This is a genomic window from Pseudomonas sp. GL-R-26 (assembly GCF_019947365.1).
Taxonomy (GTDB): Bacteria; Pseudomonadota; Gammaproteobacteria; order Pseudomonadales; family Pseudomonadaceae; genus Aquipseudomonas.
In genome coordinates this window covers 51,237-76,650 of sequence record NZ_JAGYGI010000013.1, presented here as the reverse complement: position 1 = coordinate 76,650, position 25,414 = coordinate 51,237, and the positions used below count along the sequence as shown (strand labels likewise).

Annotated in this window: 19 protein-coding genes; 15 read left to right on the top strand and 4 right to left on the bottom strand. The window is 61.3% G+C overall.

The features are described 5' to 3' along the window. Positions 1-40: 40 nt before the first annotated feature. The 4 genes from KGA96_RS15335 to KGA96_RS15320 are packed head-to-tail and all read left to right on the top strand — an operon-like array spanning position 41 to position 3,361. Positions 41-1,372, top strand: coding sequence for an MFS transporter (locus KGA96_RS15335; protein WP_223513449.1), 1,332 nt, complete (start codon positions 41-43; stop codon positions 1,370-1,372). After that, entirely contained in the window at positions 1,369-2,031 is a 663-nt protein-coding gene (locus tag KGA96_RS15330; protein ID WP_046038034.1) for a DsbA family oxidoreductase, read from the top strand. The genes KGA96_RS15335 and KGA96_RS15330 overlap by 4 nt, the downstream gene beginning before the upstream one ends. Further along, complete coding sequence (locus tag KGA96_RS15325; protein WP_046038033.1) at positions 2,028-2,354, top strand: Rieske (2Fe-2S) protein; 327 nt, start codon at positions 2,028-2,030, stop codon at positions 2,352-2,354. Before KGA96_RS15330 ends, KGA96_RS15325 begins: the two co-directional genes overlap by 4 nt. Further along, positions 2,351-3,361 carry a YeiH family protein gene (locus KGA96_RS15320; RefSeq protein ID WP_223464806.1) on the top strand — a complete coding sequence of 337 codons (1,011 nt, stop codon included), beginning with the start codon at positions 2,351-2,353 and terminating at the stop codon, positions 3,359-3,361. Before KGA96_RS15325 ends, KGA96_RS15320 begins: the two co-directional genes overlap by 4 nt. Before the next feature lie 129 nt (positions 3,362-3,490). On the opposite strand, the gene KGA96_RS15315 is transcribed toward KGA96_RS15320, so the two are convergent. Then, a complete protein-coding gene (locus KGA96_RS15315) occupies positions 3,491-4,510 on the bottom strand; it encodes an AraC family transcriptional regulator (RefSeq protein WP_046038057.1) in 1,020 nt (339 codons plus the stop codon). 258 nt (positions 4,511-4,768) lie between these two features. On the opposite strand from KGA96_RS15315, the gene KGA96_RS15310 reads away from it, so the two are divergent. The 9 genes from KGA96_RS15310 (at position 4,769) to KGA96_RS15270 (ending at position 19,336) form a co-directional block, all read left to right on the top strand. Continuing rightward, entirely contained in the window at positions 4,769-5,323 is a 555-nt protein-coding gene (locus KGA96_RS15310; RefSeq protein ID WP_223513446.1) for an RBBP9/YdeN family alpha/beta hydrolase, read from the top strand. Between the two features lie 110 nt (positions 5,324-5,433). Beyond that, positions 5,434-7,305 carry a DUF1302 domain-containing protein gene (locus tag KGA96_RS15305; RefSeq protein WP_046038026.1) on the top strand — a complete coding sequence of 624 codons (1,872 nt, stop codon included), beginning with the start codon at positions 5,434-5,436 and terminating at the stop codon, positions 7,303-7,305. 39 nt (positions 7,306-7,344) lie between these two features. Continuing rightward, positions 7,345-8,700: a DUF1329 domain-containing protein gene (locus KGA96_RS15300; RefSeq protein ID WP_046038025.1), complete on the top strand. Its 1,356-nt coding sequence runs from the start codon at positions 7,345-7,347 to the stop codon at positions 8,698-8,700. 111 nt (positions 8,701-8,811) lie between these two features. Then, the gene (locus tag KGA96_RS15295) at positions 8,812-9,912 is read left to right on the top strand and encodes a WD40/YVTN/BNR-like repeat-containing protein (protein ID WP_223513444.1); all 1,101 of its coding nucleotides are present in this window, start codon (positions 8,812-8,814) and stop codon (positions 9,910-9,912) included. A gap of 16 nt (positions 9,913-9,928) precedes the next feature. After that, entirely contained in the window at positions 9,929-12,493 is a 2,565-nt protein-coding gene (locus KGA96_RS15290; RefSeq protein WP_046038023.1) for an efflux RND transporter permease subunit, read from the top strand. Then, positions 12,486-14,264: an acyl-CoA dehydrogenase C-terminal domain-containing protein gene (locus tag KGA96_RS15285; RefSeq protein WP_046038022.1), complete on the top strand. Its 1,779-nt coding sequence runs from the start codon at positions 12,486-12,488 to the stop codon at positions 14,262-14,264. The genes KGA96_RS15290 and KGA96_RS15285 overlap by 8 nt, the downstream gene beginning before the upstream one ends. Before the next feature lie 17 nt (positions 14,265-14,281). Next, positions 14,282-15,925, top strand: a complete 1,644-nt coding sequence (locus KGA96_RS15280) for a fatty acid--CoA ligase (RefSeq protein WP_223513441.1) — start codon at positions 14,282-14,284, stop codon at positions 15,923-15,925. 54 nt (positions 15,926-15,979) lie between these two features. Further along, complete coding sequence (locus tag KGA96_RS15275) at positions 15,980-18,091, top strand: 3-hydroxyacyl-CoA dehydrogenase NAD-binding domain-containing protein (protein WP_046038020.1); 2,112 nt, start codon at positions 15,980-15,982, stop codon at positions 18,089-18,091. A gap of 57 nt (positions 18,092-18,148) precedes the next feature. Then, positions 18,149-19,336, top strand: a complete 1,188-nt coding sequence (locus tag KGA96_RS15270; RefSeq protein WP_046038019.1) for an acetyl-CoA C-acyltransferase — start codon at positions 18,149-18,151, stop codon at positions 19,334-19,336. Between the two features lie 99 nt (positions 19,337-19,435). Here KGA96_RS15270 and KGA96_RS15265 read toward each other — a convergent pair whose 3' ends face one another. The 3 genes from KGA96_RS15265 to KGA96_RS15255 are packed head-to-tail and all read right to left on the bottom strand — an operon-like array spanning position 19,436 to position 23,455. Beyond that, entirely contained in the window at positions 19,436-20,494 is a 1,059-nt protein-coding gene (locus KGA96_RS15265) for an NAD(P)-dependent alcohol dehydrogenase (RefSeq protein ID WP_046038017.1), read from the bottom strand. A 59-nt stretch (positions 20,495-20,553) separates the two neighbouring features. Then, positions 20,554-22,011 carry an acyl-CoA reductase gene (locus KGA96_RS15260; protein WP_046038015.1) on the bottom strand — a complete coding sequence of 486 codons (1,458 nt, stop codon included), beginning with the start codon at positions 22,009-22,011 and terminating at the stop codon, positions 20,554-20,556. A gap of 4 nt (positions 22,012-22,015) precedes the next feature. Then, entirely contained in the window at positions 22,016-23,455 is a 1,440-nt protein-coding gene (locus tag KGA96_RS15255; protein ID WP_046038013.1) for a hypothetical protein, read from the bottom strand. A 368-nt stretch (positions 23,456-23,823) separates the two neighbouring features. Here KGA96_RS15255 and KGA96_RS15250 point away from each other — a divergent pair, with 368 nt between their 5' ends. Then, positions 23,824-24,975, top strand: coding sequence for an iron-containing alcohol dehydrogenase (locus tag KGA96_RS15250; RefSeq protein WP_223513438.1), 1,152 nt, complete (start codon positions 23,824-23,826; stop codon positions 24,973-24,975). Continuing rightward, positions 24,972-25,409, top strand: a complete 438-nt coding sequence (locus tag KGA96_RS15245; protein WP_046038011.1) for an acyl-CoA thioesterase — start codon at positions 24,972-24,974, stop codon at positions 25,407-25,409. Before KGA96_RS15250 ends, KGA96_RS15245 begins: the two co-directional genes overlap by 4 nt. Positions 25,410-25,414 lie beyond the last annotated feature (5 nt).

The following is a 25,414-nucleotide window of genomic DNA, read 5'->3' as shown; positions in this document are numbered from 1 at the left end:
AAACAATAACAAAACGGGTGCTAGACACCGAGGAGGCAGCATGGCGTTTCATCACAGTACTGTGGCCGATGAAATGGATACTTCGATTGGCATTCCGCGACGGTACGCCTGGATTGTGTTTGTGCTGACCTTTGGCTTGTTGATTTCCGATTACATGTCACGGCAGGTACTCAATGCCGTGTTCCCGATTCTCAAGAACGAGTGGACGCTGAGCGACGGCCAACTCGGTCTGCTGAGCGGCATTGTCGCGCTGATGGTGGGCCTACTGACCATTCCCCTGTCGCTGCTGGCCGACCGCTTTGGCCGGGTCAAGAGCCTGGCGCTGATGGCCATGCTGTGGAGCCTGGCCACCCTGGGCTGCGCCCTGGCACAGAACTACCCGGAAATGTTGTTTGCGCGCTTCATGGTGGGCGTCGGCGAGGCGGCCTACGGTAGCGTCGGCATCGCCGTGGTGGTGTCGGTGTTTCCCAAAAGCATGCGTGCGACCCTCGCCAGTGCCTTCATGGCGGGCGCCATGTTCGGCTCGGTGTTGGGTATCTCCATCGGCGGGGCGATTGCGGTCAAGCTGGGCTGGCGTTGGTCGTTCGCCAGCATGGCGCTGTTTGGCCTGCTGCTGGCGGCGCTTTACCCGATCATCGTCAAGGAGGCGCGTATTGCCCCGCAGCGCCTAGCCACGGTCGGGAGCAATGCCAAAACGGCGGTCAAGCGTCCGCTGCGCACCTTGTACGGCACGCGTTCGGTGATCGCCGCTTATGTCGCCAGCGGCCTGCAGACGTTCGTTGCCGGTAGCATGATTGTGTGGATGCCGAGCTTTTTCAACCGCTATTACGGGATGGGCGAGGGCAAGGCCGGGGTTGTGGCAGGCGTCATGGTGCTGTGCTGCGGCGCCGGGGCGATTCTCTGCGGCATGCTCAGTGATCGCCTGTGCCGTCAATCTCCATTGCGCAAGATCGAGATGTCCATGGTGTTCTGCCTGGGCAGTTGCCTGCTGATGTCGCTGGCGTTGGTTCAGTCGACCGGTCCTGTGCAGTTGGGGCTGATCGGCCTGGCCATGCTATTGGTGACTGGCGTCAACGGCCCGACCATTGCCACGATTGCGAACCTGACCCACTACAAGGTGCACGGCACCGCTTTTGCCACCCTGACCCTGGTCAATAATATGCTCGGCCTGGCCCCGGGGCCTTTCGTCACCGGCAGGGTGTCCGATCTTATCGGCCTGCACGGGGCCTTCCAGCTGGTACCGCTGATGAGCATTGCGGCAGCGGCGGTGTTCTTCTATATCCGCTGTCACTATCTCGATGACATGTCCCGTGTGCAGGGTGAGGCGGTCGATCAAGCGCCCGCTAAAGCGGTGATGGAGGTGTCACCGTGACGAGGGTATTGCGTGTTGATGCGTTCTTCGACTTCATTTGCCCCTGGTGCCTGATTGGCAAGCGTCAGCTCAATCGCGCACTCACGAAGTTGCGCGCCAGCCACCCGGAGATCGAGTTGGAGCTGGTCTGGCATGGCGTGCAGTTGCTGCCACACCTGCCGGCGCAGGGTGTGCCTTTTGTCGAGTTCTACCAAAAGCGTCTGGGCAGCGCCGAGGCCGTGCGAGCGCGCCAGGCGCAAGTCCGGCAGGCCGCAGCCGCCGTAGGCTTGAGCATCGACTTCAGTAGCATCAAGACGATGCCCAATACTGCCGATGCTCATCGGCTGTTTGAGTGCGCCACTGAACTGGGGAGTGTGGCGCAGCGCGACGCCTTGCTGGAGCAGCTGTTCGCCGCCTATTTTCATCGTGGCAAGGATCTCGCAGACAGTGCCACCCTGTTGGCGATCGCCGAGTCCTGTGGCTATCCGCGCGCGGCCCTGGCCGACTGTCTGCTGGGTGCTCACTGCCCCTTCGATGATGACGGGATGGGCGCCCGGGGGGTGCCTTATTTCATCTTCAACCGGCGCCAGGTGGTGTCCGGTGCGCAGCCGGCCGAGGTGCTGTTGCAGGCCATGCACCAAGCCCTTGCGCAGGACGTGACCGGGAGTCAATCGGCATGAGCCGGCGCATTGCGGTGCCGCCCGAGAAGGTCCCGGCACTTGGCATGCGCACGCTGTTCGAGCCGGCGGGCAGCAGCCTGGCATTGTTCAATGTCGCCGGCCAGCTCTACGCCATCGACGACAGCTGTCCGCATCAGGGGGCTTCACTGTGTGGTGGCCGACTTGAGGGCCGGGTGATCCAGTGCTGTGCCCATGGCCTGCGCTTCGACCTGGCGAGCGGCTACCTGCTCAATTCAAACAGCGTGAAGGTCGGCAACTACCCGGTCGAGGTGGTCGACGGCCAGGTGTTCATTGTCATCACTTCCAGGGAGACCGCGTTATGAGTGCCATTGCTCTGGCCTATGTCCATGGCCGCGTACAAGAACGGGTTCCCGGTTTTATCGTCAGCCTGATTGTTGCTGCAGCGGCGAGTTTTCTATCCGAGCACTATGGTGCGCCGGTCATGCTGTTCGCGCTGCTGCTCGGTATGGCACTGAATTTTCTCGCCAGCGATGGCAAGTGCAAGGCCGGTATCGAGTTCACCTCACGAACCGTGCTACGCATCGGCGTAGCGTTGCTGGGTATGCGTATCACCCTCGAACAGATCGCCGCGCTGGGCTGGAAACCGGCGGCCCTGGTGGTGATCTCGGTCGTGGTGACCATCCTCGTCTCGATGGTGGCGGCCAAGGCCATGGGGTTCCAGCGTCTGTTCGGCATGCTCACCGGTGGCGCTACGGCCATTTGCGGTGCCTCCGCGGCGCTCGCGCTGGCGGCGTCTTTTCCCAGCCATCCGCAGAAAGAGCGCGCCACGCTGTTCACTGTGATTGGCGTGTCGGCACTGTCGACCCTGGCCATGATCGTCTACCCGATGATCGCCAACTGGCTCGAGCTGAATCCCCAGTTGGCCGGGGTGTTCCTCGGCGCCACCATTCACGATGTTGCCCAGGTGGTGGGTGCCGGCTACAGCATGTCTACCGAGACTGGCGATACCGCCACTGTGGTCAAGTTGATGCGAGTGGCCATGCTCTTGCCGGTGATCGTTTGCGCGGCGATGATTTCCCGCACGCAGGGCGTCGACCCGACGGGTAAACGACCGCCGTTGTTACCCTGGTTCGCGGTGGGCTTTCTGATTCTCGCGTGCGTCAACAGTACTGGCTGGGTCGTCCCGGCAGTGCAGGGGTTCACCAACGAACTATCGCGCTGGTGCCTGGTCATCGCCATCAGCGCCCTGGGCATGAAGACCCAGCTCAAGGAGCTTGCCGCGGTGGGTATCAAGCCCATTCTGCTGATGGTGGGGGAGACAGTCTTCCTGATTGTTCTGGTGCTGTTACTGATGCGCTGGGGTTTGTAAACAGACGCGCTATCGAGGACTGCGCGACTCACTGGACAGCGCGAGCGTGAGTCAAGTGTCGTACCCCGGATGTGCTCCTTTTGCGGTCGTCTGTTTCAGCAGATGACCGTTTTTTTGCTGCGGGGCGTATCAACTGTCTTTGCGCGGCACGATATTGTGTTCGCTGCGCCAGGCGGCTGGCGGCATGTTGAACTGGGAAACGAACCAGCGAGTGAATGAGTTGGGCATGGAGTAGCCAAGCATGTCGGCGATCCGCCCCAGCGAGTACCCGGGGTTCTCCAGGTAGCGAATCACCAGGTCGCGGCGCACGCTATTGATCAACTCGCTGAAACTGGCCCCTTCTTCGTCCAGGCGGCGCTGCAGGGTGCGCACGTTCATGCCCTGGCTCTGAGCAATCTGCGCAATGGTCGCGCGACCCATGGGGAGCAACAGGTAAATGGATTTGCGCACCTCAAACGCCACGGAATGGTCGTTTTTGCCCAGCAGCGAATCCATGTAGCGCTGCGCATGTCGGGCCATGGCCGCATTGGCCAGAGGATTGGCGGTGTCGAGGTTGGTGGCGGGACAAACGATGCCGTTGAACTCGCAGCCGAACTCCACCTTGCAACCGAAGATCCGTCGATGCACGGAGAGATCTGCCGGAGCGTCGTGGGAGAAACAGACATTGATCGGGTGCCAGTGCGCGCCGAGCATGGCGGCGCAAAAGCGGTGCATCACGGCGATGGCCAGTTCGATGGATTGGCGGTTGTTCGTGCCCATGTCGGTAACCAGTTCTTCGCGAATGATCACCGTACTGCCGCTTTCCTCTACGAAAATCGCCAGTGACTCATTGATCTGCTGACGGTAATGCACGATCACATTCAGCGCATCGCGAAGCGTGTTCTGGTGACTGAGCAGCAGGCTCACTTCACCAAAGTCCGCGAGTTGACGCAGCTCGGCCATACGCAGGCCGAGGGTTTCACAACCACTCAGGCGCGCCGACTTCTCCAGCAGGATGATGCTGGCGGTGGCCGGGATGCGTTGGCTCGGATCGCTCAGAAGTGCGGGACTCAAACCCACCTCGGCTAACAGCGTGATCGCGTTCAGCCGTAGATGGTGAGCCACATCCAGGTAGTTGGTCAGTACGGCGGTTCGTGCTTGTACGGGCATGGCGTGCATACATTCCACGTTGTGACAAATGAGATCTCGCTGTCGCAGTTACCTGCCAGTTATAGAGACTTGATCGTGAAATGAAAAGCGCCGGGTGCGGTAAATCCAACCGGGCCGACTCACGGACGCTGTCATCAAAAGGGAAGTGGCTGACGCTAAATGTAACCCGCTCCGACAAGGCGAATCCTACTGTGCTGCTGGCAGGGTTCGAAACATTCGCGGACCCGCTCGATGGATTGTTCAAGGGTGAATAGCGCGATGAATGACACCACGATTTTGATAGTTCCGGGCTTGCGCGATCACGTGCCAGCGCATTGGCAAACGCTGCTGGAAGCCAGGTTGGACAAGGTCCGCTCAGTACCACCTCTGGAAGACAACAAGCTCAGTCTGGCGGCACGAGTGGATGCGATCCAGCGCGAGCTGGAGCAGATTTCCGGTCCGGTGATCCTGGTGGCCCACAGTGCCGGTGTGCTGATGGTGGTGCACTGGGCCGCCTGTCATGACCGCCCGATCAAGGGCGCTTTGCTGGCCGCACCACCGGACCTCGAGGCCAAATGGCCAATCGGTTATCCGACCGCTGAGAGCCTGCGGGCCAATGGCTGGGACCCGCTGCCAAAAGGGCCGCTGCCGTTCCCGACGATTGTCGCGGCCAGTACCAACGATCACCTTGCGAGCCTGGAGTCGGTGACCCAAATGGCCCGTCAGTGGGGCAGCGAACTGGTCAACCTCGGCGCCGTAGGCCACCTCAATCCAGCCTCCGGCTACGGCGAGTGGCCGCAGGCAGAAGACTTTATTCGCACGCTGGATCGCTAGACGCAAACGCCTGAACAGAACCGCCTGAAGAAGCTCGCATCACTGCCGGACCTGATGTGAGCCGTTGTTAGAGCCAAAAAACAAAAACAACAAAAAACGGAGACAACGTAATGCACACCACGACAGGGCATAGCCCTTTGCGTCGCAGTCTGCTGGCTAACGCCCTGCTGCTCGCCTCCATGCCGGCTGCCCATGCCTTTGAACTGAGCAATGCCAGTGAAGATTGGACCGTGCGCTTCGATAACACCCTCAAGGCCAGTTACGGTCAACGGGTGCAAGGTCAGAATTCGAAGATTGCCAACGCCGCCAACTATAACGACGGTGACAAAAACTTCAGTGTCGGCAGTGCTGTGACCCAGCGGGTCGATCTGCTGACCGAGCTCGATGTGGTTTACCAGCGCAAGATGGGTTTTCGTGTCAGCGCCGCGAGCTGGTATGACCATGCCTATGACGATGTCGGTTCCAACTCCAACCCTTTTCCAGGGCAGGCCGGCAATGCGGGTAACCTGGTAGCGGCTCGTCAGTCCGGCTCTATTCAGCCTGGCGACTCGCTGAACGGCCACGTTGCACGCAAGCATGGGCTGAGCAACTACAGCGACCGTTATTACAACGGTCCCTCCGGTGAGATCCTTGATGCCTTTGTGTTCTACAGCACCGAAGTCGGCGAGGAGTCGATGTTCAGCAGCAAGCTCGGCAGGCACAACATGTTCTGGGGCGAGACCCTGTTCAATGCGGCCAACGGTATCAACTATGGTCAGTCGGCCCTGGACCTGGCCAAGTTGTACAACGTGCCGGGCACCGAAACCAAGGAACTGTTCCTCCCGCGCAACCAGCTTTCCATGTCTTTCACGGTCAATCCGGAGCTGACCTTGGGCGCGCAGTACTTTCTGGAGTTCCGCAACACCCGTCTGCCTGAAGGTGGGACCTACATGGGCGGCTATGACATGTTCGGCGAAGGCGGGGAGGTGTTCTGGCTGCCAGTGCCGACGGCGCTGGGCGGGGCCGGTGCTTTTTTTGGTACGCCGCGCGGGCATGACGTCAAGCCAAACAACTCCGGCGACTTCGGGCTGATGGCCAAGTGGAGTCCGGAGTGGCTTGACGGCACCTTGGGCTTCTACTACCGCAACACCTCGGACCCGATGCCAGTGGTGCTGGTCAATGCGCCCAACCTGCAACAGCCAGGTCTGCCGGGGCTCGCGGGTGCCGAATACCTGGCCGCTTATGCCGATGACATCGACATCTACGGCATCAGCCTGTCGAAAAATGTGGGTCCGGTCAGCGTCGGGCTTGATGTGAACTATCGCGAGAACATGCCGCTGCTGAGCAATTTCACTACCATCAACCCGACCTTGAGTGCACAGGCTGCGCAGGGTCTGGTCAACGGCGACAACCTTATCGGTGCCGTGCCGGGCAGAGGTGACACCGGAACGGCCCGTGGCAAGACTTTCCACGTGGTACTCAACGGTCTAGTGAGCTTTGGCAATACCCCGTTGTGGGACTCGTCTTCGTTGGCGGTAGAAGGTGCCATGACCCATCTGGTCAGCGTCGACAAGGGCCAGCAGTCCTTCAAGGGCAACTCCAGTTACCAGGGCGTCGACAAAGTCGACACCAATGCCTACTCCATCGCGACCAACTTCACCCCGACCTGGTTCCAGGTGTTCCCGGGTGTGGATATGTCCATGCCCGTTTCCTACAACGTCGGCCTCAAGGGCAACTCGGCTGTCCAGTTGGGTGGCAGCGAGAACGCCGGCAGCTACTCCGTAGGCATCGCCGCGGACGTCTATCAAAAGTACAAATTCGACCTGAAGTACGTGGATTCTTTTGGTCCTTTCAATACCTGTGAAACCGGGCTCGATAACAACACCCCCGGCAGTAGTGGGCAGTACCGCTGCATTCCCGGCCAGATCACTTCGCAGGCCGGCCTGGCGCCGCTGCTCAAGGATCGCGGGATGCTCACGGCCTCGTTCAAAACCACCTTCTGATTGACGCTCAGATCACAAAAACAAGTGGAGAGAATTCAGATGAAATTGCTAAATAGCGTGTTGGCAGCTTCCCTGGCGGCTGTCATTGCCGGTCAGGCCCAAGCGGCTGTATCGGCTCAGGAAGCAGCCAGGTTGGGCACCAGCCTGACCAATGTGGGCGCCGAGATGGCAGCTAATGCCGATGGTTCGATTCCAGCCTACAAAGGCGGTCTGACCACCCCGCCAGCCGGCTTCAAGGCGGGCGACGGCATGCGTCCGGACCCGTTTGCCGACGAGAAGCCGCTGTTGGTCATCGATGGCAAGAACGTTGAACAGTACAAGAGTCAGTTGACGGCCACCACGGCAGAGCTTGCCAGGCGCTATCCCACTTACCACATCAATGTGTATCCGACCCATCGCACTGTCGCCCTGCCTCAGGCGGTGCTGGACAACAGCGTGAAAAATGCCACCGGTACCCAGTCCATCAATGGCGGTCTGTCCATCGATAACCTGCTGCCCGGCGTGCCGTTCCCGATCCCGACCTCGGGCAGTGAAGCCATGTGGAACCACCTGCTGCGCGTAGGGGGCAATCGAAATGTCAAATATGACTCCTGGAACGTTGACTCGGCGGGTGTACCGACACTGTCCACCACGGCGCTGTCGTTCTCGAACTATCCGATCTACGACGACATGTCGAAGCCGTTCAAGAGCACTGACGTGTTCTTTCAGATGAAGCTGTATTACACCGGTCCCGCGCGCCGCGCGGGAGAGGCAATCATGCTCAAGGACACGGCCAACCCATTGGAGCAGCCACGCCGCAGCTGGCAGTACCTGCCTGGCCAGCGTCGAGTGAAGCTGGCGCCGGACCTGGCCTATGACACGCCTAACCCTGGTACGGGCGGTGCCGGTACTTACGACGACGTGTTCGTGTTCAACGGTGCGTTGGACCGCTTCGACTGGAAGCTGGTGGGCAAGCAGGAAATGGTCGTGCCCTACAACACCTACAAGCTGACTTACGCTGTGGACGCCAAGCAACTGACGACCCCCAACCACATCGCGTCTGACTTTGTGCGCTGGGAGAAACACCGCGTCTGGGTGGTGGAAGGCACGCTCAAATCCGGCGCGCGGCACATCTACCAGAAGCGCCGCATGTACCTGGATGAAGACAGCTGGATCGCTTTGGCTTCTGACCAGTATGACTCCAGCGGCAAGCTCTACCGTGGCTCCTTCGCCTTCCTCAGCCAGAGTTACGACAAAAACATCCCCGATGTCTCGCCTTTCATGATCTACGACCTGGTGGGCGGCTCCTACAACATCAACGGCATCACGGGCGCGTACGGCGGCATCAAGTACATCGAGTCTCTCTCAAAGGCGCAGTGGGCTCCGGATGCGCTGGCAGCGTCCGGCATCCGCTAAGCGTCAGGCGACAGAAGTCCGGGGTGATCGGTAGAGTTCCCCCGGTTACCGACTCCGGCGCCGGACTGCACCTCGTGTGCTGTGCGGTGCCGTTTTCCTGGAAGGTGCGGTATGGGTTCCTTGAAAAATTTCGTACTGGTACTGCTGTGTTCGATGCTGGCGCTATTGCAGGGTGTTGCTCAGGCGGCCGGTTATGTTGATGTGCTGGATCTGCCCGCCAAGCCGAGTCCTTTGGCCGTGCGTAGCCCCTTGATCGGCATCGCTCGCGCCGGTGAGCGCCTGGTCACCGTTGGCCAGCGTGGCCATATTCTTTATTCCGATGACGCTGGCAAGCACTGGCTGCAGGCTGGCGTCCCGGTCAGCAGCGATCTGACCGCGGTGTTTTTTCCTTCTGCCAAACAGGGCTGGGCGGTCGGTAACGACGGTGTCGTGCTGCATAGCAGCGATGCCGGCACCACCTGGCGCAAGCAGCTCGACGGTCGTCAGATCGGCGCCTTGCTGGTCAAGCATTATGAAGCGCTGGCCAGTGCCGAGCCGGCCAACGAGCAGTGGCCACTGCTGGTCGCCGAGGGTCAGCGCCTGGTCGAGCAGGGCGCGGACAAACCGCTGCTCGACGTCTGGTTCGCCAACGACAAGACCGGCTATGTGGTCGGGGTGTTCAACCTGATCCTGCGCACCGACGACGGTGGCCAGAGCTGGATGCCGTTTCAGGATCGCACCGACAACCCCCAGGGTTTCCACCTCAACGCCATCGCCTCCACCGGTGACAGTGTGTACATCGCCGGCGAGCAAGGCCTGTTGCTCAAATGGGATGACAACAGCCAACGCTTCGCCGCCGTTCCGACGCCCTATCAGGGCAGCTTCTTCGGCGTGCTCGGCAAGCCCGGGGAAGTGTTGGTCTTCGGCTTGCGCGGCAATGTGCTGCGCAGCACCGACGGTGGCCAGAGCTGGACCGCGCTGGACACCGGCCTGCACGTCAGCATCACCGCCGGCCTGATCGATGCCCGTGGCCATTACCGCCTGTTCACCCAGGGCGGGCAGTTGCTGGTCAGCCAGGGCACTGGCGCGCAACTGCATCTGGTGCAGCAACCGGCGCCGACGCCGACGCCGACGCCGATAGCCGGCGCCACCCAGTCCGCCGCTGGCGCCTTGGTGCTGGCCGGCAGCCGTGGTGCGCGGACGTTGTCCGTCGACCCAGCCCTCGAACCCTAAGAGCGAGAACCCAGACATGGGCAATATCAAACAAGACGCCATGCCGGTGATCCGCGAGCTGCGTGACTTCGATCGGTGCTCTGGCAACCGGTTGGAGCGGCTGGTGTTCAACTTCCGCCCGCTGTTCATGCTGCTGATGGCACTGGCCACCGTGGTGCTGGGCTACATGGCGCTGACCCGTCTGGAACTGCGGCCCAGCTTCGAGAAGATGATTCCGCAGAGCCAGCCGTACATCCAGAATTTCCTGGAGAACCGCCAGTCACTGCGCGGCCTGGGCAACTCGGTGCGGGTGGTGGTCGAAAACACCCAGGGCGATATTTTCGACCCCGGTTACCTGGACGTACTCAAGCAGGTCAACGACCAGTTGTTCCTCACCGAAGGCGTCGACCGCTCCTGGATGAAGTCGCTATGGAGTCCTGGGGTGCGCTGGACTGAAGTCACTCAGGAAGGCTTCCAGGGCGGCCCGGTGATGCCCGATGCCTACCAGGGCAAGCCCGAGCAAATCGAGCAGTTGCGCCAGAACATTTCCCGCGCCGGCATCGTCGGCAGCCTGGTGGCCAGCGACTACAAGTCGAGCATGCTGATCGTGCCATTGCTGGACAAGGCCTCGGCCACTGGCCAGAGCATCAACTACCACCAGTTCTCGCGGTTACTCGAAGAGCAGTTGCGCGACAAGATCGAGTTCTCTGGCGACAGCGCCGCGCGCAAGGCCGGGGCAGAGGGTACGGGCCAGTACAAGGTGCGGGTGATCGGCTTCGCCAAACTCATGGGTGACCTGATCGACGGCCTGATCCAGGTGATGATGTTCTTCGGTCTGGCGGTCGTCACTTCACTGGTGATTATCTATGCCTACACCCGTTGCGTGCGCAGCACCCTGCTGGTGGTTGGCTGTTCGCTGATCGCGGTGGTCTGGCAACTGGGCATCGTCGCCTGGCTGGGTTATGCCATCGATCCGTACTCGGTGCTGGTGCCGTTCCTGATCTTCGCCATCGGCGTGTCCCACGCCGCACAGAAGATGAACGGGATCATGCAGGACATCGCCCGTGGCACCCACAAACTGATCGCCGCGCGCTACACCTTTCGCCGCCTGTTCATTGCCGGTGTCACCGCGCTGCTGGCCGACGCCGTGGGTTTCGCCGTGCTGATGCTGATCGATATCCCGGTGATCCAGGATCTGGCGATCACCGCCAGTATCGGTGTCGCGGTACTGATTTTTACCTCGTTGCTGCTGATGCCGGTGGCGCTGTCTTACATCGGTGTCGGCGCCAAGGCCGCCGAGCGTGCGCTGAAAATCGACACTCGTGCAGAAAAGCATAAAGGCTTCGGCAAACTGTGGGACGCGCTCGATCGCTTCACCACGCGCAAGTGGGCCACGGGGGCGGTATTGGTGGCCACGCTGATGGGCATCGGCGGCTTCATGATCAGCCTGCAACTGAAAATCGGCGACCTCGACAGCGGAGCGCCGGAGTTGCGTGCCGATTCGCGCTATAACCGCGACAACGCCTACATCACCAGCCACTACGCACTGTCCAGCGATATGTTCGCGGTGATGATCAAGACCGCGCCGGAAGGCTGCCTGAACTACCAGACCCTGGTCCTCGCCGACCGTCTGGCCTGGGAGCTGCAACAGTATCCGGGCGTGCAGGCCACGTCTTCGCTGGTCAACGCGGTGCGCCAGATCACGGCCGGCACCTATGAAGGCAATCCAAAGCTCAACAGCATCCAGCGCAACCAGGACGTGCTGAACTATGCCGCGCAACAAGCCTCGGTCAACTCGCCTGAGTTGTTCAACAACGACTGCTCGCTGATGCCGGTGATTGCCTTTCTCACTGACCACAAGGCTGAGACGCTGAATGCCGTGGTGGAGATTGCCGACAAGTTCGCCAAGGAAAACAGCACCAAGGATCGTCAGTTCCTGCTCGCCGCCGGCAGTGCCGGCATCGAAGCCGCGACCAACATCGTGGTGCGCGAAGCCAATCGCACCATGCTGTTTTACGTGTATGCCGCGGTGACGCTGTTCTGTCTGATCACCTTTCGTAGCTGGCGCGCCACGCTGGTGGCCCTGTTACCGCTGGTGCTGACCTCGATCCTCTGCGAAGCCTTGATGGTGGTGATGGGCATCGGTGTGAAAGTCGCGACCCTGCCGGTGATCGCCCTCGGCGTCGGGATCGGTGTGGATTACGCGCTGTATTTGCTCAGCGTTCAGCTGTACCACCAGCGCCAGGGTCTGTCGCTGGCGGATGCCTACCGAAAAGCGGTGTCGTTCACCGGTCGGGTGGTCGGGCTGGTGGGCATCACCCTGGCTGCCGGGGTGGTGTGCTGGGTCTGGTCGCCGATCAAGTTCCAGGCCGACATGGGCATCCTGCTGACCTTCATGTTCCTGTGGAACATGCTGGGGGCGCTGATCCTGATTCCGGCCCTGTCGTACTTCCTGTTGCGCGGGCCCTCGCTGAACCGTCGTACGGCCTCGGATGAGCCAGTGGTGCATGAGTCGCTGCTGCCCGTCAGTGAGACCGGCCATCCGCAAAAAACAGGCATGCCTCATGCCCTCACATTGACCGAGCAAGCCCACCATGTCTGATTACAAAGCCCCTTTGCGCGACATGCGCTTCGTACTCAATGAAGTCTTCGAGGTGTCCAGGCTTTGGGCACAACTGCCCGGTCTGGCCGAGGCAGTCGACGAAGCAACGGCTACCGCCATCCTCGAAGAGGCCGGCAAGATCAGTGCTGGCAGCATCGCACCGCTGCGCCGCAGTGGCGACGAGCAAGGTTGCTCCTGGAGCAATGGCGCGGTGAAAGTCCCGGAGGGTTTTGCCGAGGCGTATCAAGCCTTCGCCGACGGCGGTTGGGTCGGTGTCGGTGGCAACTCGCAGTTCGGTGGCATGGGCATGCCCAAGGTGATCTGCGCCCAGGTCGAGGAAATGGTCACCTCGGCCAACCTGTCGTTCGGCCAGTACCCGATGCTGACCGCCGGTGCCTGCCTGTCGCTCGATGCGCATGCCTGCGAAGGCCTGAAAAAGAAGTACCTGCCCAATATGTATGCCGGGGTCTGGAGCGGCTCCATGTGCCTGACCGAGGCCCATGCCGGCACTGACCTGGGGCTGATTCGCACCCGGGCCGAGCCCCAGTCCGACGGTAGCTACAAGGTCAGTGGCAGCAAGATTTTCATCACCGGTGGCGAACACGATCTGACCGGGAACATCATCCACCTGGTGCTGGCCCGACTGCCGGACGCACCCGCAGGGCCCAAAGGCATTTCGCTGTTCCTGGTGCCCAAGGTGATGGTCAATGACGACGGTTCGCTGGGCGAGCGAAATTCGCTGTCCTGCGGGTCCATCGAACACAAGATGGGCATCAAGGCATCCGCCACCTGCGTGATGAACTTTGACGGGGCGACGGGCTGGATCGTCGACGCGCCGAACAAGGGCCTGGCGGCTATGTTCACGATGATGAACTACGAACGCCTGGGCGTGGGTATCCAGGGCCTGGCGCAGGGCGAACGCTCCTACCAGAGCGCCGTCGAGTATGCCCGTGATCGTCTGCAGAGCCGTGCGCCAACCGGTGCGCAGCACCAGGATCAGGCCGCCGACCCGATCATCGTGCATCCGGACGTGCGCCGCATGCTGTTGACCATGAAAGCCTTGAACGAGGGCGGGCGGGCGTTCTCCAGCTACGTGGCCCTGCAACTGGACACCGCCAAGTACAGCGAAGACCCGACGGCGCGCACCCGCGCCCAAGAGTTGGTGGCCTTGCTGACCCCGATCGCCAAGGCGTTTCTCACCGACATGGGCCTGGAAACCACCCTGCACGGGCAGATGATTTTCGGCGGCCATGGCTACATTCGTGAGTGGGGTCAGGAGCAGTTGGTGCGCGATGTGCGCATTACCCAGATTTACGAAGGCACCAATGGTATCCAGTCCCTGGACCTGGCCGGGCGCAAGATCGTCGGCAGCGGCGGGGCGCTTTACCGTTTGTTTGCCGCTGAAGTTCGCCACTTCACGGCCAACGCCAGCGTAGAGCTTGGCGAGTTCACCCAACCGTTGAACGCCGCCATGGACACCCTTGACGAACTGACGGCGTGGCTGCTCGACCGGGCCCAGGGCAACCCGAATGAAATCGGCGCGGCCTCGGTCGAGTACCTGCAGGTATTCGGTTACACCACCTATGCCTACATGTGGGCCCTGATGGCCAAAGCGGCTTTGGGCAAGCAAGGTGAAGACGATTTCTACGCCAGCAAACTGGGCACCGCACGCTTCTACTTCGCCCGCCTGCTGCCGCGTATCCACTCACTGAGCACTTCGGTCAAGGCCGGTAGCCACAGCCTCTACTCGCTGGATGCGGCGCAGTTCTGAATCAGGAAGGTACAACCATGCTGAAGACAAAAATAATTCCACCGGCACAAGGCGCATACACCTACCCGCTGTTGATCAAGAGCTTGTTGCTGTCAGGGGTGCGATACGAACCTGCCAATGAGATCGTCTACGCCGACAAGCTTCGATACAGCTACAGGACCCTCATCGAACGAATCCATCGGCTGGCCAATGCGCTGACGGCGGCCGGGGTCAAGGCCGGGGACACGGTGGCCATGCTCGACTGGGACAGCCATCGCTACCTGGAATGTTTCTTCGCCGTGCCAATGATCGGCGCGGTGCTGCACACGGTGAATATTCGCCTGTCACCGGAGCAGGTGCTCTACACCATGAACCACGCCGAGGATGACCTGGTGCTGGTGCATGATGATTTCGTGCCGATGATCGAGCAGATTCATCAGGGCCTGAGCACCGTCAAAGGCTATATCCGCTTGACTGACGATGCCGCAACCGAGACCGGGCTTCCTGTGTTGGGTGAGTATGAAAGCCTGTTGTCCCAGGCAGCTAGCCACTACGACTTTGCCGATTTTGATGAAAACTCGGTGGCGACGCTGTTCTATACCACCGGCACTACTGGCGAGCCGAAAGGGGTGTACTTCAGTCATCGCCAACTGGTGCTGCATACCCTGAATGCCGTGGGCACCCTGGGCGTTTACCAAAGCCTGCCATTGCTGCGTTCGAATGATGTGTACATGCCGATCACGCCGATGTTCCACGTGCATGCCTGGGGCGTGCCCTATGTCGCGACCCTGATGGGCATCAAGCAGGTGTACCCCGGCCGTTACGAGCCCAATAGCCTGGTCCGGCTTTTTCGTGAAGAGAAGGTCACCTTTTCTCATTGCGTACCGACCGTCCTGCAAATGGTCCTCAACTGTGAGGAAGGCAAGGCGACCCGGTTCGACGGCTGGAAAATGCTCTTGGGCGGCAGTGCGTTGACGTTGGGCATCGCCAGTCAGGCAAGTGCCAAAGGCGTTCAGGTCCACAGTGGCTACGGCATGTCCGAGACCTGTCCGATGCTTTGCCTGAGCTTCCAGCGGGGCGAGGAACTTGAACAGTCCATGCCGGCGCAGTTACCCACTCGCATCAAGACGGGTATGCCAATACCCATGGTCGACCTGAACATCATTGATGCCAACGGCCATGCGGTCGCCCATGACGGCGAAGCCCTGGGCGAAATCGTCGTCCGCGCGCCATGGCTGACCCAAGGCTATCTGAAGGCCCCGGAAAAGGGTGCAGAACTGTGGCACGGCGGCTGGCTGCACACCGGCGACCTGGCTTCCATCGATTCGCAAGGCAGGGTGGAAATCAAGGACCGCATCAAGGACGTGATCAAGACGGGTGGCGAGTGGATCAGTTCGCTGGACCTGGAGAACCTGATCAGCGAGCACGTGTCGGTCACCTCTGTTGCCGTGGTGGGCATTGCCGATGAGCAATGGGGCGAACGGCCCATGGCTCTGGTGGTGTGTGAGCCGGGGCAGTTCGTCGACAAACAGATGCTCGAAGCCCACCTGCAACAGTTCGTGGCCAGTGGCCGCATCAACAAATGGGCAATCCCCAAGCAGTTCAAGTTCGTCGCGGAAATTCCCAAGACCAGCGTCGGCAAGATCAACAAGAAGCTGATTCGGGAAAGCGAGTTGAGCTGAGGGAATCGAGCTATTCCACGGCACCCACTCCTTTTTCCGAACGAGAAAACATCCATGAATGACCTGATCCATTATCAAAACGAAGGTCCTCTGGCCCTGATCGGCCTCGCCCGTGCCCCCGTCAACGCCCTGGGCCAGGCTTTGCGCGAACAATTGCTGGAGGCCTGTGACCGCGCCGCCGCCGATGCCAGCGTGAAAGCGATTGTGCTCTACGGCGAGGGTTTGCCGTTTAGCGCGGGCGCGGATATTTCCGAGTTCGGCAGCCCGGCGTCGTTCGCCAGGCCAGACCTGCCAGGCCTGCTGATCCGTTTGACCGAGCTGGACAAACCACTGATCGCCGCCATCGGTGGTCTGGCGTTCGGCGGTGGACTGGAGCTAGCCCTGGCCTGCGGCTACCGCGTGGCTGAAGCCGGGGCTCGGCTTGGCCTGCCGGAAATCAAGCTTGGCTTGCTACCCGGTGCCGGTGGTACTCAGCGCTTGCCGCGTCTGATCGGTGCCGAGGCGGCGCTGGAGATGATTGCCTCCGGCCAGCCGATTAACGCTAATCGAGCACTGACGCTAGGACTGCTTGATCGCGTGGCACAAAGCGCTGACAGCTTGCTCGACACGGCCAAGGCGTTGGCCGCAGAACTGATTGCCGGGCAGGCGCCGGCTCGCCCGACCTGGCCACAAGCGAACCCGGGCGCAGCCCTGCCGGCGAATTATTTCGCCGACTATCGCGCCGCCAATCAGGCTCGCTGGAAAGGCCAGAGTGCGCCGCAGCGAGTGGTGACGGCGATCGAAGCAGCCTGCAACCTGCCGTTGGCCGAGGGCCTTGCCAGGGAGGGCGAGCTGTTCAAGGAGGCCGAGGCTTCCAGCGAGTCCGAGGCCCTGCGCCATGTATTTTTCGCCGAGCGTGAAGTCGGCAAATTGCCGGGTCTGGATGCCGGCACGCCGATCCGTCCTGTCACTCAGGTTGCGGTGATCGGCGCCGGCACCATGGGCGGCGGGATTGCCATGAACTTCGCCAATGCGGGCATGGCGGTGACGCTACTGGAGCTCAAGGCCGATGCCCTGGCACGTGGCCTTGAGCTGATTCGCAAAAATTACGAAACCAGTGTCCAGCGCGGCAAGCTCGCAGCCGGGCAGATGGACGAGCGTCTGGCGCTGATCCACGGCACCCTGGACTACGCCGATATCGCCGACGCGGACCTGGTGATCGAAGCCGTGTTCGAGAACTTGTCGATCAAGCAGCAGGTGTTTCGCACCCTGGACGAGGTGTGCAAGGTCGGGGCGATCCTCGCCAGCAATACCTCCACCCTGGATGTCGACGCCATTGCCGCCGTCACGCGCCGGCCGCAGGACGTCGTCGGCCTGCATTTCTTCAGTCCGGCCAACGTCATGCGCCTGCTCGAAGTGGTACGCGGCACGGCCACGGCCGCCGATGTCCTGGCCACCACGCTGAAAATCGCCAAGCGCATCGGCAAGATCCCGGTGGTGTCCGGGGTGTGCTTCGGCTTCATCGGCAACCGTATGCTCGAACCCTATTCCCGCGAAGCGCACCGTCTGCTGCTGGAAGGCGCCACGCCGGCGCAGATTGACAGTGTGCTCACCGGCCTTGGCATGGCGATGGGGGTCATGGCCATGCACGATCTGGCGGGCATCGATGTCAGTTTCCTGGTGCGCGAGTCGCGCCGTGACGTCATCGCCCACGATCCCGGCTACTGCAAGCTTGCCGATGCGCTTTACGCCCTGGGCCGTTTTGGCCAGAAGAGCAGTCGCGGCTATTACCGCTACGAAGGCCGTGAGCGCAAGGATGACCCTGAAGTGGTCGCCTTGGCCGAGCGCATCGCAGGCGAACTGGGCATCCAGCGCCGCGTCATCAGCGATCAGGAAATTCACGACCGTTGTCTGTTGATGCTGGTCAACGAAGGCATCCAGTTGCTCGACGAAGGCATCGCCCAGCGCAGCAGCGACATCGACCTGGTCTGGATCAACGGCTATGGCTTCCCGGCCTGGCGCGGCGGTCCGCTGCACTACGCCGAAGGGCTGGGGCTGGCACAAGTGCTGGAACGTATCGGCCATTACCGCCAGACACTCGGCGCATACGGAGCGATGTGGTTCCAGCCGGCAGCACTGCTTGAGCACCTGGTGGCCAGCGGCAAGACCCGCATCGAACGCATCTGACTTTTCGGCGGCCACTGCACATTGGCCGCCCCGACCCGTCACGCAAGGAATTGCAACATGAAAGAAGCCGTCATTCTCTCCACCGCCCGTACCCCCATCGCCAAGGCTTTCCGGGGCGCGTTCAACACCATCAAGTCACCGACCATGGCCAGCCACGCGATCCGTGCGGCGGTCGAACGTGCCGGTATCGAAGCCGGGGAGATCGAAGACCTGGTCATGGGCACCGCACTGACCAGCGGCACTGCCGGTTTGAACCTCGCACGCATGGCGGCACTGGCCTCGGGCCTGCCGTTGTCGGTCAGCGGGCAGACCCTGGATCGCCAATGCGCCTCGGGCCTGATGGCCATCGCCACGGCCGCCAAGCAGATTATCGTCGACGGCATGCCGGCGACGATCGGTGCTGGTCAGGAAAACATCAGCGCGGTGCAGAATCGCAACATGGAATGGGCCTACGCCGAGCGCGACCCGCAGGTGGAGCGCAACGCCATCCACGCCTACATGCCCATGCTGCAAACCGCCGAGCTGGTTGCTCAACGCTATGGCATCAGTCGTGAGGCGCAGGACGCCTACGCCCTGCAATCGCAGCAACGCACCGCAGCGGCGCAGCAGGCCGGGCTGTTCGACGGCGAAATCGTTCCGGTCAGCAGCATTCGGCAGGTAATCGACAAAGCCACAGGCGAGGCGCGCCTGGAGCAAGTCACCCTGCGTCAGGATGAAGGCAACCGTCCGCAGACCCGGCTGGAAGACCTGATCAACCTCAAGCCGGTGATCGAGGGCGGCTGCATCACTGCCGGTAACGCCAGTCAACTGTCGGACGGCGCCAGCGCCTGCGTGCTGATGGATGCGCGTCTGGCCGAGCAGCGCAACCTCAAGCCGCTGGGCCTGTACCGCGGCATCGCGGTAGCCGGCCTGGCTCCGGAAGAAATGGGCATCGGCCCGGTGCTGGCGGTTCCCAAGTTGCTCAAGCAACACGGCCTGAAGGTCGACGATATCGGCCTGTGGGAGCTCAACGAAGCGTTTGCCTGCCAGGTGCTTTATTGCCGCGACACCTTGGGCATCGACGACGCCCGATTGAACGTCAATGGCGGCTCCATTGCCATCGGCCACCCTTATGGAATGAGTGGTGCGCGGATGGTCGGGCATGCTTTGCTGGAAGGCCGTCGACGCGGTGTGAAGTACGTGGTGGTGACCATGTGCGTCGGCGGCGGGATGGGCGCGGCCGGACTCTTCGAGGTGTTCCAGTGAACGGGTCGAGCACTGTGTGTGCGGTTGCACAGAGGCGGGGCGGTGTTCGGTTCTAGCAAGAGGGCGCTGCGGTGATTAGCACCGCAGCGTAGGACTCGTTTAAAGCGCTACGTCACGCATGCTGGTCATGTCGATCACAAAGCGGTACTTCACGTCGTTGCGCTGCAGGCGGTCAAAGGCCGTATTGATGTCCTTGATATCAATCATTTCGCAGCTGGGCAATACCTGATGTTCGGCGCAGAAATCCAGCAGTTCCTGGATTGCCTGGATGCCACCGATGAGCGAGCCGGCGATGGTGCGGTTGTTGCGGATCAGCAAGCCGCCATGGATGGGTTCCAGTGGTTCGATGGCACCGACCAGCACCAGTACGCCTTCGCGACCCAGCAGCATCAGGTAGGGGTTGACGTTGTGCCGGCTGGGAATGGTGTCGATGATGAATTCGAAGGCATTGGCCGCCGCCGTCATGGCCGGCGAATCGTTGGACAGCAGTACGTGTTTGGCACCCAGGGCGCGGGCATCGTCGGCCTTGCCCGGTGAGGTGGTAATCACGGTCACCTCGGCACCGAGCGCCACGGCCAGCTTCACCGCCATGTGCCCGAGCCCGCCGAGGCCGACCACCGCGACTTTCGAGTCCTTGCCCACACCGTAGCGGCGCATCGGGTTCCACACGGTAATGCCGGCGCATAGCAATGGTGCGGCGAAACGCGGATCGAGGCTTTCGGGCATGCGCAGTACGAACTGTTCACGCACGACAATATGCTCGGAGTAACCGCCATAGGTGATCTCGCCGGTGTGACGATCCTTGCCGTTATAGGTAGGCGTCGGACCATGGGCACAGAGTTGTTCCTGATGCTCGTGGCAAGGTGCGCACTGCAGGCAGCTATCGACCTGGCAACCGACGGCAACCCGGTCGCCGACTTTGAAGCGGCTGACGTTACTGCCGACGGCAGTGACATGCCCGACGATCTCGTGGCCTGGCACGATGGGGTAGACCGTGTTGTTCCAGTCGTTGTGCACCTGATGGGCATCGGAATGGCAGACGCCGCAATAGGCGATATCGATAGCGACGTCATCGGCACGCAAGTCGCGACGCTCGAAACGAAACGGCGTGAGGGCGGAGTGGGGCTCGAAGGCGGCAAATCCCAGGCAAGTGGTCATGGGTAAGTCCTGTAGGAATCAACGCGTACCCCCGGCAATGGCCAGGGGTACAGGAGGGGTTAGATCGACGGGCGCAACCATGGCGCCGGGGTCGTTTCCGGCGAGGCGATCTGGTTGACGATCCACTTGCCCATGCGCCGCAGTGGCTCGATGGAGTCTTGCGGACCCGCCCATTTCAGCCCCGCCGCGTAGCCCAGCGAGACGATTCGCTGAGCGCCATACAGGGGCAGAATGTCCTTGAGATCTTCCTTGATGCTTTCCGGATAGACACCGACGGTCTGGGTGTAGGCATCCACGGCATCCATCATCTCGGTCAGGTCATCGACCGGCACCAGGTTGGCGGTGCGGTCGTCGAGCCGGGTGGCAAACGACACCGACTCCGGAATCTGTGAGCAGATGACGGCGCCTTCACCGTCCTGGCCGCCAATCACCTGGTACCACTCATCATCCAGGCGCAGCGCGTCGACTTCGGCCTTGAGGCCCTGGTCGTAGCGTTTGGGCACGGTGCTGAGGGTGTTGGGCAGGGTCTGCATGGCGTCGTAGACATAACGGCCGAAGGTATTCAGATTCGCCAGGCCGGCCTCATCGGTGCCGCTCTGCACATAGACCACCCGGGCGCACACACAGGCCTTCTGGTTCAGTGCGCCAATGTCGCTGGCCAGGCGCAGGGCGGCCTCGCGCATGGTCGCTTCACTGTCGAAGGCACCCTTGCCGATGATGCTGGCGCTGCGTTTCGGGTCGAGGGAGATCAGCTCCAGGCCCGGTTGGATGTAGCGGGTGACATGCTTCATCGAATTGAAACCGCCCCAGGCAACGATCTTCTCCAGGTTCTGCGGCTGGTACAGGCGTTCTTCGAAGGCCTGGTCGCCACCTTTCCAGTAGGCGACGCTGAGGTGTTTGGTCAGCGGGTGGTCCGGCGCCATCTCAACCATGGTGCGGGCGATGGCCAGGGCCGTGAACGGGTCGTTGGACGGCGCCTTGATGATCGCGTCGCTGCGCAGCACCATGTTGCGCAGGATGGTCAGCAGGGACAACCCGGTCGCGTTGCCGGCGACGATATGCAGGGTGCGGGCGCCGAAGCAGCGCACATCGAGTTCGGTGCCGTCGATCAAGCGCTGCTTGACCCAGCCTTCCAGGTACTTGACGCCCACTGAGTTCTCCACCTGTTCGGTGACTGACTCACGGGTGAGCATGTGGCGCAGCCCCATGTAGCTGCCCTTGACCATGCTCGGAGTGACCGGCGCAGTCAGGTACGACAGCTCGCAGGCTTCCTGCAAGTAGGGGTTTTTGTCGAATTCAAGACGTTCACCGAGGGCTTCGGCGTAGTCGAGGATGTCGTTGAAACTGAGGGTGTACAGGTCGGCCAGCCTGGCCGGATTACCCAGCGGCAACTGGTCGATATACTTGTGCGCATCCGGGGTCTGGAACACCAGGTCACCGCCGCGGCCACCCACGTCGATCAGGTTGTCGGTGATGACTTTGCCGCGGATGATCATTGGCGCAATAGGTTTGCTCATGGGGTTAGCCCTCTAATGTGTTCAGGAAATCCATCGCCTGGCGATGGGAGTCTTCTGTTGCTGCACAAGTGATCTTGTCGTCGCCACCATTGAGTTCGCTGTAGCGCTGGATCGGCCCGACGACGTAGCAACTCGGCCGGCCGCATGCGCAAGGCTTGTCCCATTCGACGGTGATTTCATCGCCGGTGATAAAACCGCCCCAACGGATCTCGGCGCCGAGGTCGAAGAAGGCTGCACGACCGGTCACGCGGCCTTTGCGCGGCAGTGGCTTGCTGGTCTCTGGATCGAGCAGGTAGGGGACGACGGTGGGGGCGAAGTGGAAGTGGCCTGCTTCGCACCGCGCGTGGGCGCCGCCGACGATTTCGGACATTGCGTAGGATTCGTTGAGCGTCTTGGCACCGGTGAAACGCAGCACGTCTTCACGCCAGCCCTCGGGTTGTACGACACCCTTGCCGCCACCGGCGGTGTGCACGAACGAGTCAGGGTGGAAGACACCTTCCAGGCCCCGCGCAAGGCCGGCCTTGGCCATGCTGTGCAGCAGGTTCCAGGTCGCGCCGATGTACACGCGCTGACCATTGAGCTTGGTGGACATATGATCGAAGAAGGTCGCCAGGTGCTGTGGCATGTCGGCTTGCAACTGGTCGAAAGCCTTCTTCTTTTCCAGCAGTTCCGGGCTGATCACCAGGCGGTCGAGGGTGCCTTTGGACTGTGCCGCGCGCAGCTTGGCCCCCAGGTGCAGCACGTCGGTGCTGAGGGTGGTCGGGTAAGCGGCATGGAAATGCGATTCGTCCGGCAACAGTGCTGGAATCATGGCGGCATGGACGCGCACATGGCTCAGGTAACCCTTGCGGTAGTAAGGGTAGATCGTGTGCAAGTTGGGCTCCGGGGTGTCCGGACCCTCCATGTTCCACACCATCATCTTGCGCAGTTGAGCGAATTTTTCCCACTCATGAACACCCTGGGGCAGGAACGACAGGGTGCCGGAAGTGCCCGAGGTGTGACTGATGCGCAGCTGCGGCACGCCTTCGTCCATGGTCTCGAACCAGTCATCCAGGCCTTGGCAATCGCTGACGTTGACCGCGGCGATGGCTTCGGCAACCTCTGGCGTCACCAGTTTGCCCAGCCATTTGTTGATCTGGCCGAAGCTGCGCTTCTCCAGCAACGATGGCGGGTAGGACTTGTAAACGGTGTGTTCGAACAGCAGCGGCACTACGTCGTCGAGTTGCTCGATCTTTTCCACGCCTTGGGCGTCGGCGAGTTTCTTCAGTACCGGTATGCGCTCGCGGAGTTCTTCGAAGCGTTGCTTCAGGGCGTTGAGTTGTAGCGCGTCGATTTCGGCGCGGGGCAAATGGTTCCAGGCTTGCTGGGAATAGTTGACCAATTCTGCCGGGTTGTTCAGCAGCTGCTGGGTTTTTTGTTCTATCGACAGTTGTGCAGTGGGCATTTTCTGGCTCGCTACTCGACTAGTGGGAACCGGCGAGGCCGGGGAAGGGTGCGGCTCAAGTATGGGGATGCCGCTTCGGAATTTGTTCCGGATTCATGTGCCGGTCGATATGACACAAGTAGCTGATAAAAAAGGAAAAAAATAAGCGTATCGAGGTGCCCGTGCAGGCCGTTCCGGATTCGGGGTGGGTGACCGGATTTCAGGCGGGATCAGGAAGTGGGCTGGCATACACTCTGTCTCGCTCACTCCTGTCAATGAGGGGAGCGCTGCCACTCAGACGGCTATTCGTGAGGGGTTTCCGGTTGGCGTATGGGCTTTGCAATCGCCATGAAAACTCAGCGCAACACACACCTATTCGTGAGGCTTCCATGTTGAAAATGGTATTTCAAACCACTCCATCAATGATCATCGAACGCGGTGCGTCGACCCGGCTCGCCGATCATGTTCGCGCCATGGGCTGCAAATCGGTTTTGCTGGTGACCGATGCGGGGGTTATTGCGGCTCGGCTTCTGGATGCGGTGCTCGCCGGTTTCGAGGGCCAGGACATAGCCGTCAGCGTGTTTTCCCAGGTACAGGCCGACCCGCCGGAGTCGGTGATCCTGGCGGCGGTGGATGCCGCGAAAAGCTGTGGCGCCGATTGCGTGGTGGGGCTGGGCGGCGGCAGTTCGCTGGATGCCGCCAAGCTGGCTGCGCTGTTGGCGAGCAGTGGCGAGTCGTTGAGTCAAGTCTATGGCATCAACCAGACCAAGGGCCCGCGCCTGCCGCTGATTCTGGTGCCGACCACGGCAGGGACCGGTTCGGAGGTGACTTCGGTCTCGGTCGTGACCACCGGTGCCGGTGAGAAGAACGTGGTTTATTCGCCAATGCTGTTGCCCGACCTGGCGGTGCTGGATGCGGAGCTGACCCTTGGCCTGCCGCCCCACGTCACTGCAGCGACCGGTATCGATGCCATGGTCCATGCCATCGAGGCCTACACCACCAGGAACCTGAAGAATCCGATTTCCGATTGCCTGGCACGAGAGGCGCTGCGTCTGTTGTCCGGCAGTCTGTTCCAGGCCTGCCTGGATGGCAGCAACCTGCAAGCGCGGGAGAACATGTTGCTGGGTGCCTGCCTGGCGGGCATGGCGTTCGCCAACGCGCCAGTGGCGGCGGTGCATGCCCTGGCGTATCCCCTCGGCGCACGTTTCCATATACCGCACGGACTTTCCAATGCGCTGGTGCTGGGGCCGGTGATGCGCTTCAATCTCGAGGCGGTGGCGCCGCTGTATGCGCAACTGGCCGATATCGTCCTGCCTGGCACCCTGGGTACCGATACAGAAAAAGCCGCTACGCTGGCCAACTACCTTGGCACCCTGGCCGGTGAACTGGGCCTGTCGACCCGCTTGCGTGACCTGGGCATCGTCGAGTCCGACATCGAGGCGCTGGCTATCGATGCGATGAAGCAGCAGCGCCTGCTCGGCAACAATCCGCGGCAGCTGTGCCTGGAAGATGTGCGCTCGATCTACAGGGAAATCCTATGAGCAACAAACTCAAACGGCCGTGCCGGGACGAGTTTCGCCATTTCACCAAAGTGCCGACGCGCTTTGGTGACAATGACTCCTTTGGGCATGTGAACAACGTGGTCTACTACTCGTACTGTGAGTCGGCGATCACGGCGTTCCTGGTCGAACAGGGCACCCTGGACATTGCCAACAGCCCGGTGATCGGGTTGATCGTCAATTCCGGTTGCACCTACTTTGCGTCCATCGGCTTCCCCGACCAGATCAATGTCGCAATGAAAATATCCCGTCTGGGTAACAGCAGCGCACGCTACGAGCTGGCACTGTTTCGCAACGATGAGCATGAAGCGGCCGCAGCGGCCCATATCGTCTATGTGTACGTCGACCGCGCCAGCAACACCTCGGTGCCCATCCCGGAAACGGTGCGTTGTGTACTCGCGAGACTCGCTGACTAAGCGAG

What these genes read in the sequence shown, in the direction of transcription:
- KGA96_RS15335 (WP_223513449.1), top strand. Translation starts at nt 41, where the DNA reads ATGGCGTTTCATCACAGTACTGTGGCCGATGAAATGGATACTTCGATT.
- KGA96_RS15325 (WP_046038033.1), top strand. Translation starts at nt 2,028, where the DNA reads ATGAGCCGGCGCATTGCGGTGCCGCCCGAGAAGGTCCCGGCACTTGGC.
- KGA96_RS15320 (WP_223464806.1), top strand. Translation starts at nt 2,351, where the DNA reads ATGAGTGCCATTGCTCTGGCCTATGTCCATGGCCGCGTACAAGAACGG.
- KGA96_RS15315 (WP_046038057.1), bottom strand. Translation starts at nt 4,510, where the DNA reads ATGCCCGTACAAGCACGAACCGCCGTACTGACCAACTACCTGGATGTG.
- KGA96_RS15310 (WP_223513446.1), top strand. Translation starts at nt 4,769, where the DNA reads ATGAATGACACCACGATTTTGATAGTTCCGGGCTTGCGCGATCACGTG.
- KGA96_RS15305 (WP_046038026.1), top strand. Translation starts at nt 5,434, where the DNA reads ATGCACACCACGACAGGGCATAGCCCTTTGCGTCGCAGTCTGCTGGCT.
- KGA96_RS15300 (WP_046038025.1), top strand. Translation starts at nt 7,345, where the DNA reads ATGAAATTGCTAAATAGCGTGTTGGCAGCTTCCCTGGCGGCTGTCATT.
- KGA96_RS15295 (WP_223513444.1), top strand. Translation starts at nt 8,812, where the DNA reads ATGGGTTCCTTGAAAAATTTCGTACTGGTACTGCTGTGTTCGATGCTG.
- KGA96_RS15290 (WP_046038023.1), top strand. Translation starts at nt 9,929, where the DNA reads ATGGGCAATATCAAACAAGACGCCATGCCGGTGATCCGCGAGCTGCGT.
- KGA96_RS15285 (WP_046038022.1), top strand. Translation starts at nt 12,486, where the DNA reads ATGTCTGATTACAAAGCCCCTTTGCGCGACATGCGCTTCGTACTCAAT.
- KGA96_RS15280 (WP_223513441.1), top strand. Translation starts at nt 14,282, where the DNA reads ATGCTGAAGACAAAAATAATTCCACCGGCACAAGGCGCATACACCTAC.
- KGA96_RS15275 (WP_046038020.1), top strand. Translation starts at nt 15,980, where the DNA reads ATGAATGACCTGATCCATTATCAAAACGAAGGTCCTCTGGCCCTGATC.
- KGA96_RS15270 (WP_046038019.1), top strand. Translation starts at nt 18,149, where the DNA reads ATGAAAGAAGCCGTCATTCTCTCCACCGCCCGTACCCCCATCGCCAAG.
- KGA96_RS15265 (WP_046038017.1), bottom strand. Translation starts at nt 20,494, where the DNA reads ATGACCACTTGCCTGGGATTTGCCGCCTTCGAGCCCCACTCCGCCCTC.
- KGA96_RS15260 (WP_046038015.1), bottom strand. Translation starts at nt 22,011, where the DNA reads ATGAGCAAACCTATTGCGCCAATGATCATCCGCGGCAAAGTCATCACC.
- KGA96_RS15255 (WP_046038013.1), bottom strand. Translation starts at nt 23,455, where the DNA reads ATGCCCACTGCACAACTGTCGATAGAACAAAAAACCCAGCAGCTGCTG.
- KGA96_RS15250 (WP_223513438.1), top strand. Translation starts at nt 23,824, where the DNA reads ATGTTGAAAATGGTATTTCAAACCACTCCATCAATGATCATCGAACGC.
- KGA96_RS15245 (WP_046038011.1), top strand. Translation starts at nt 24,972, where the DNA reads ATGAGCAACAAACTCAAACGGCCGTGCCGGGACGAGTTTCGCCATTTC.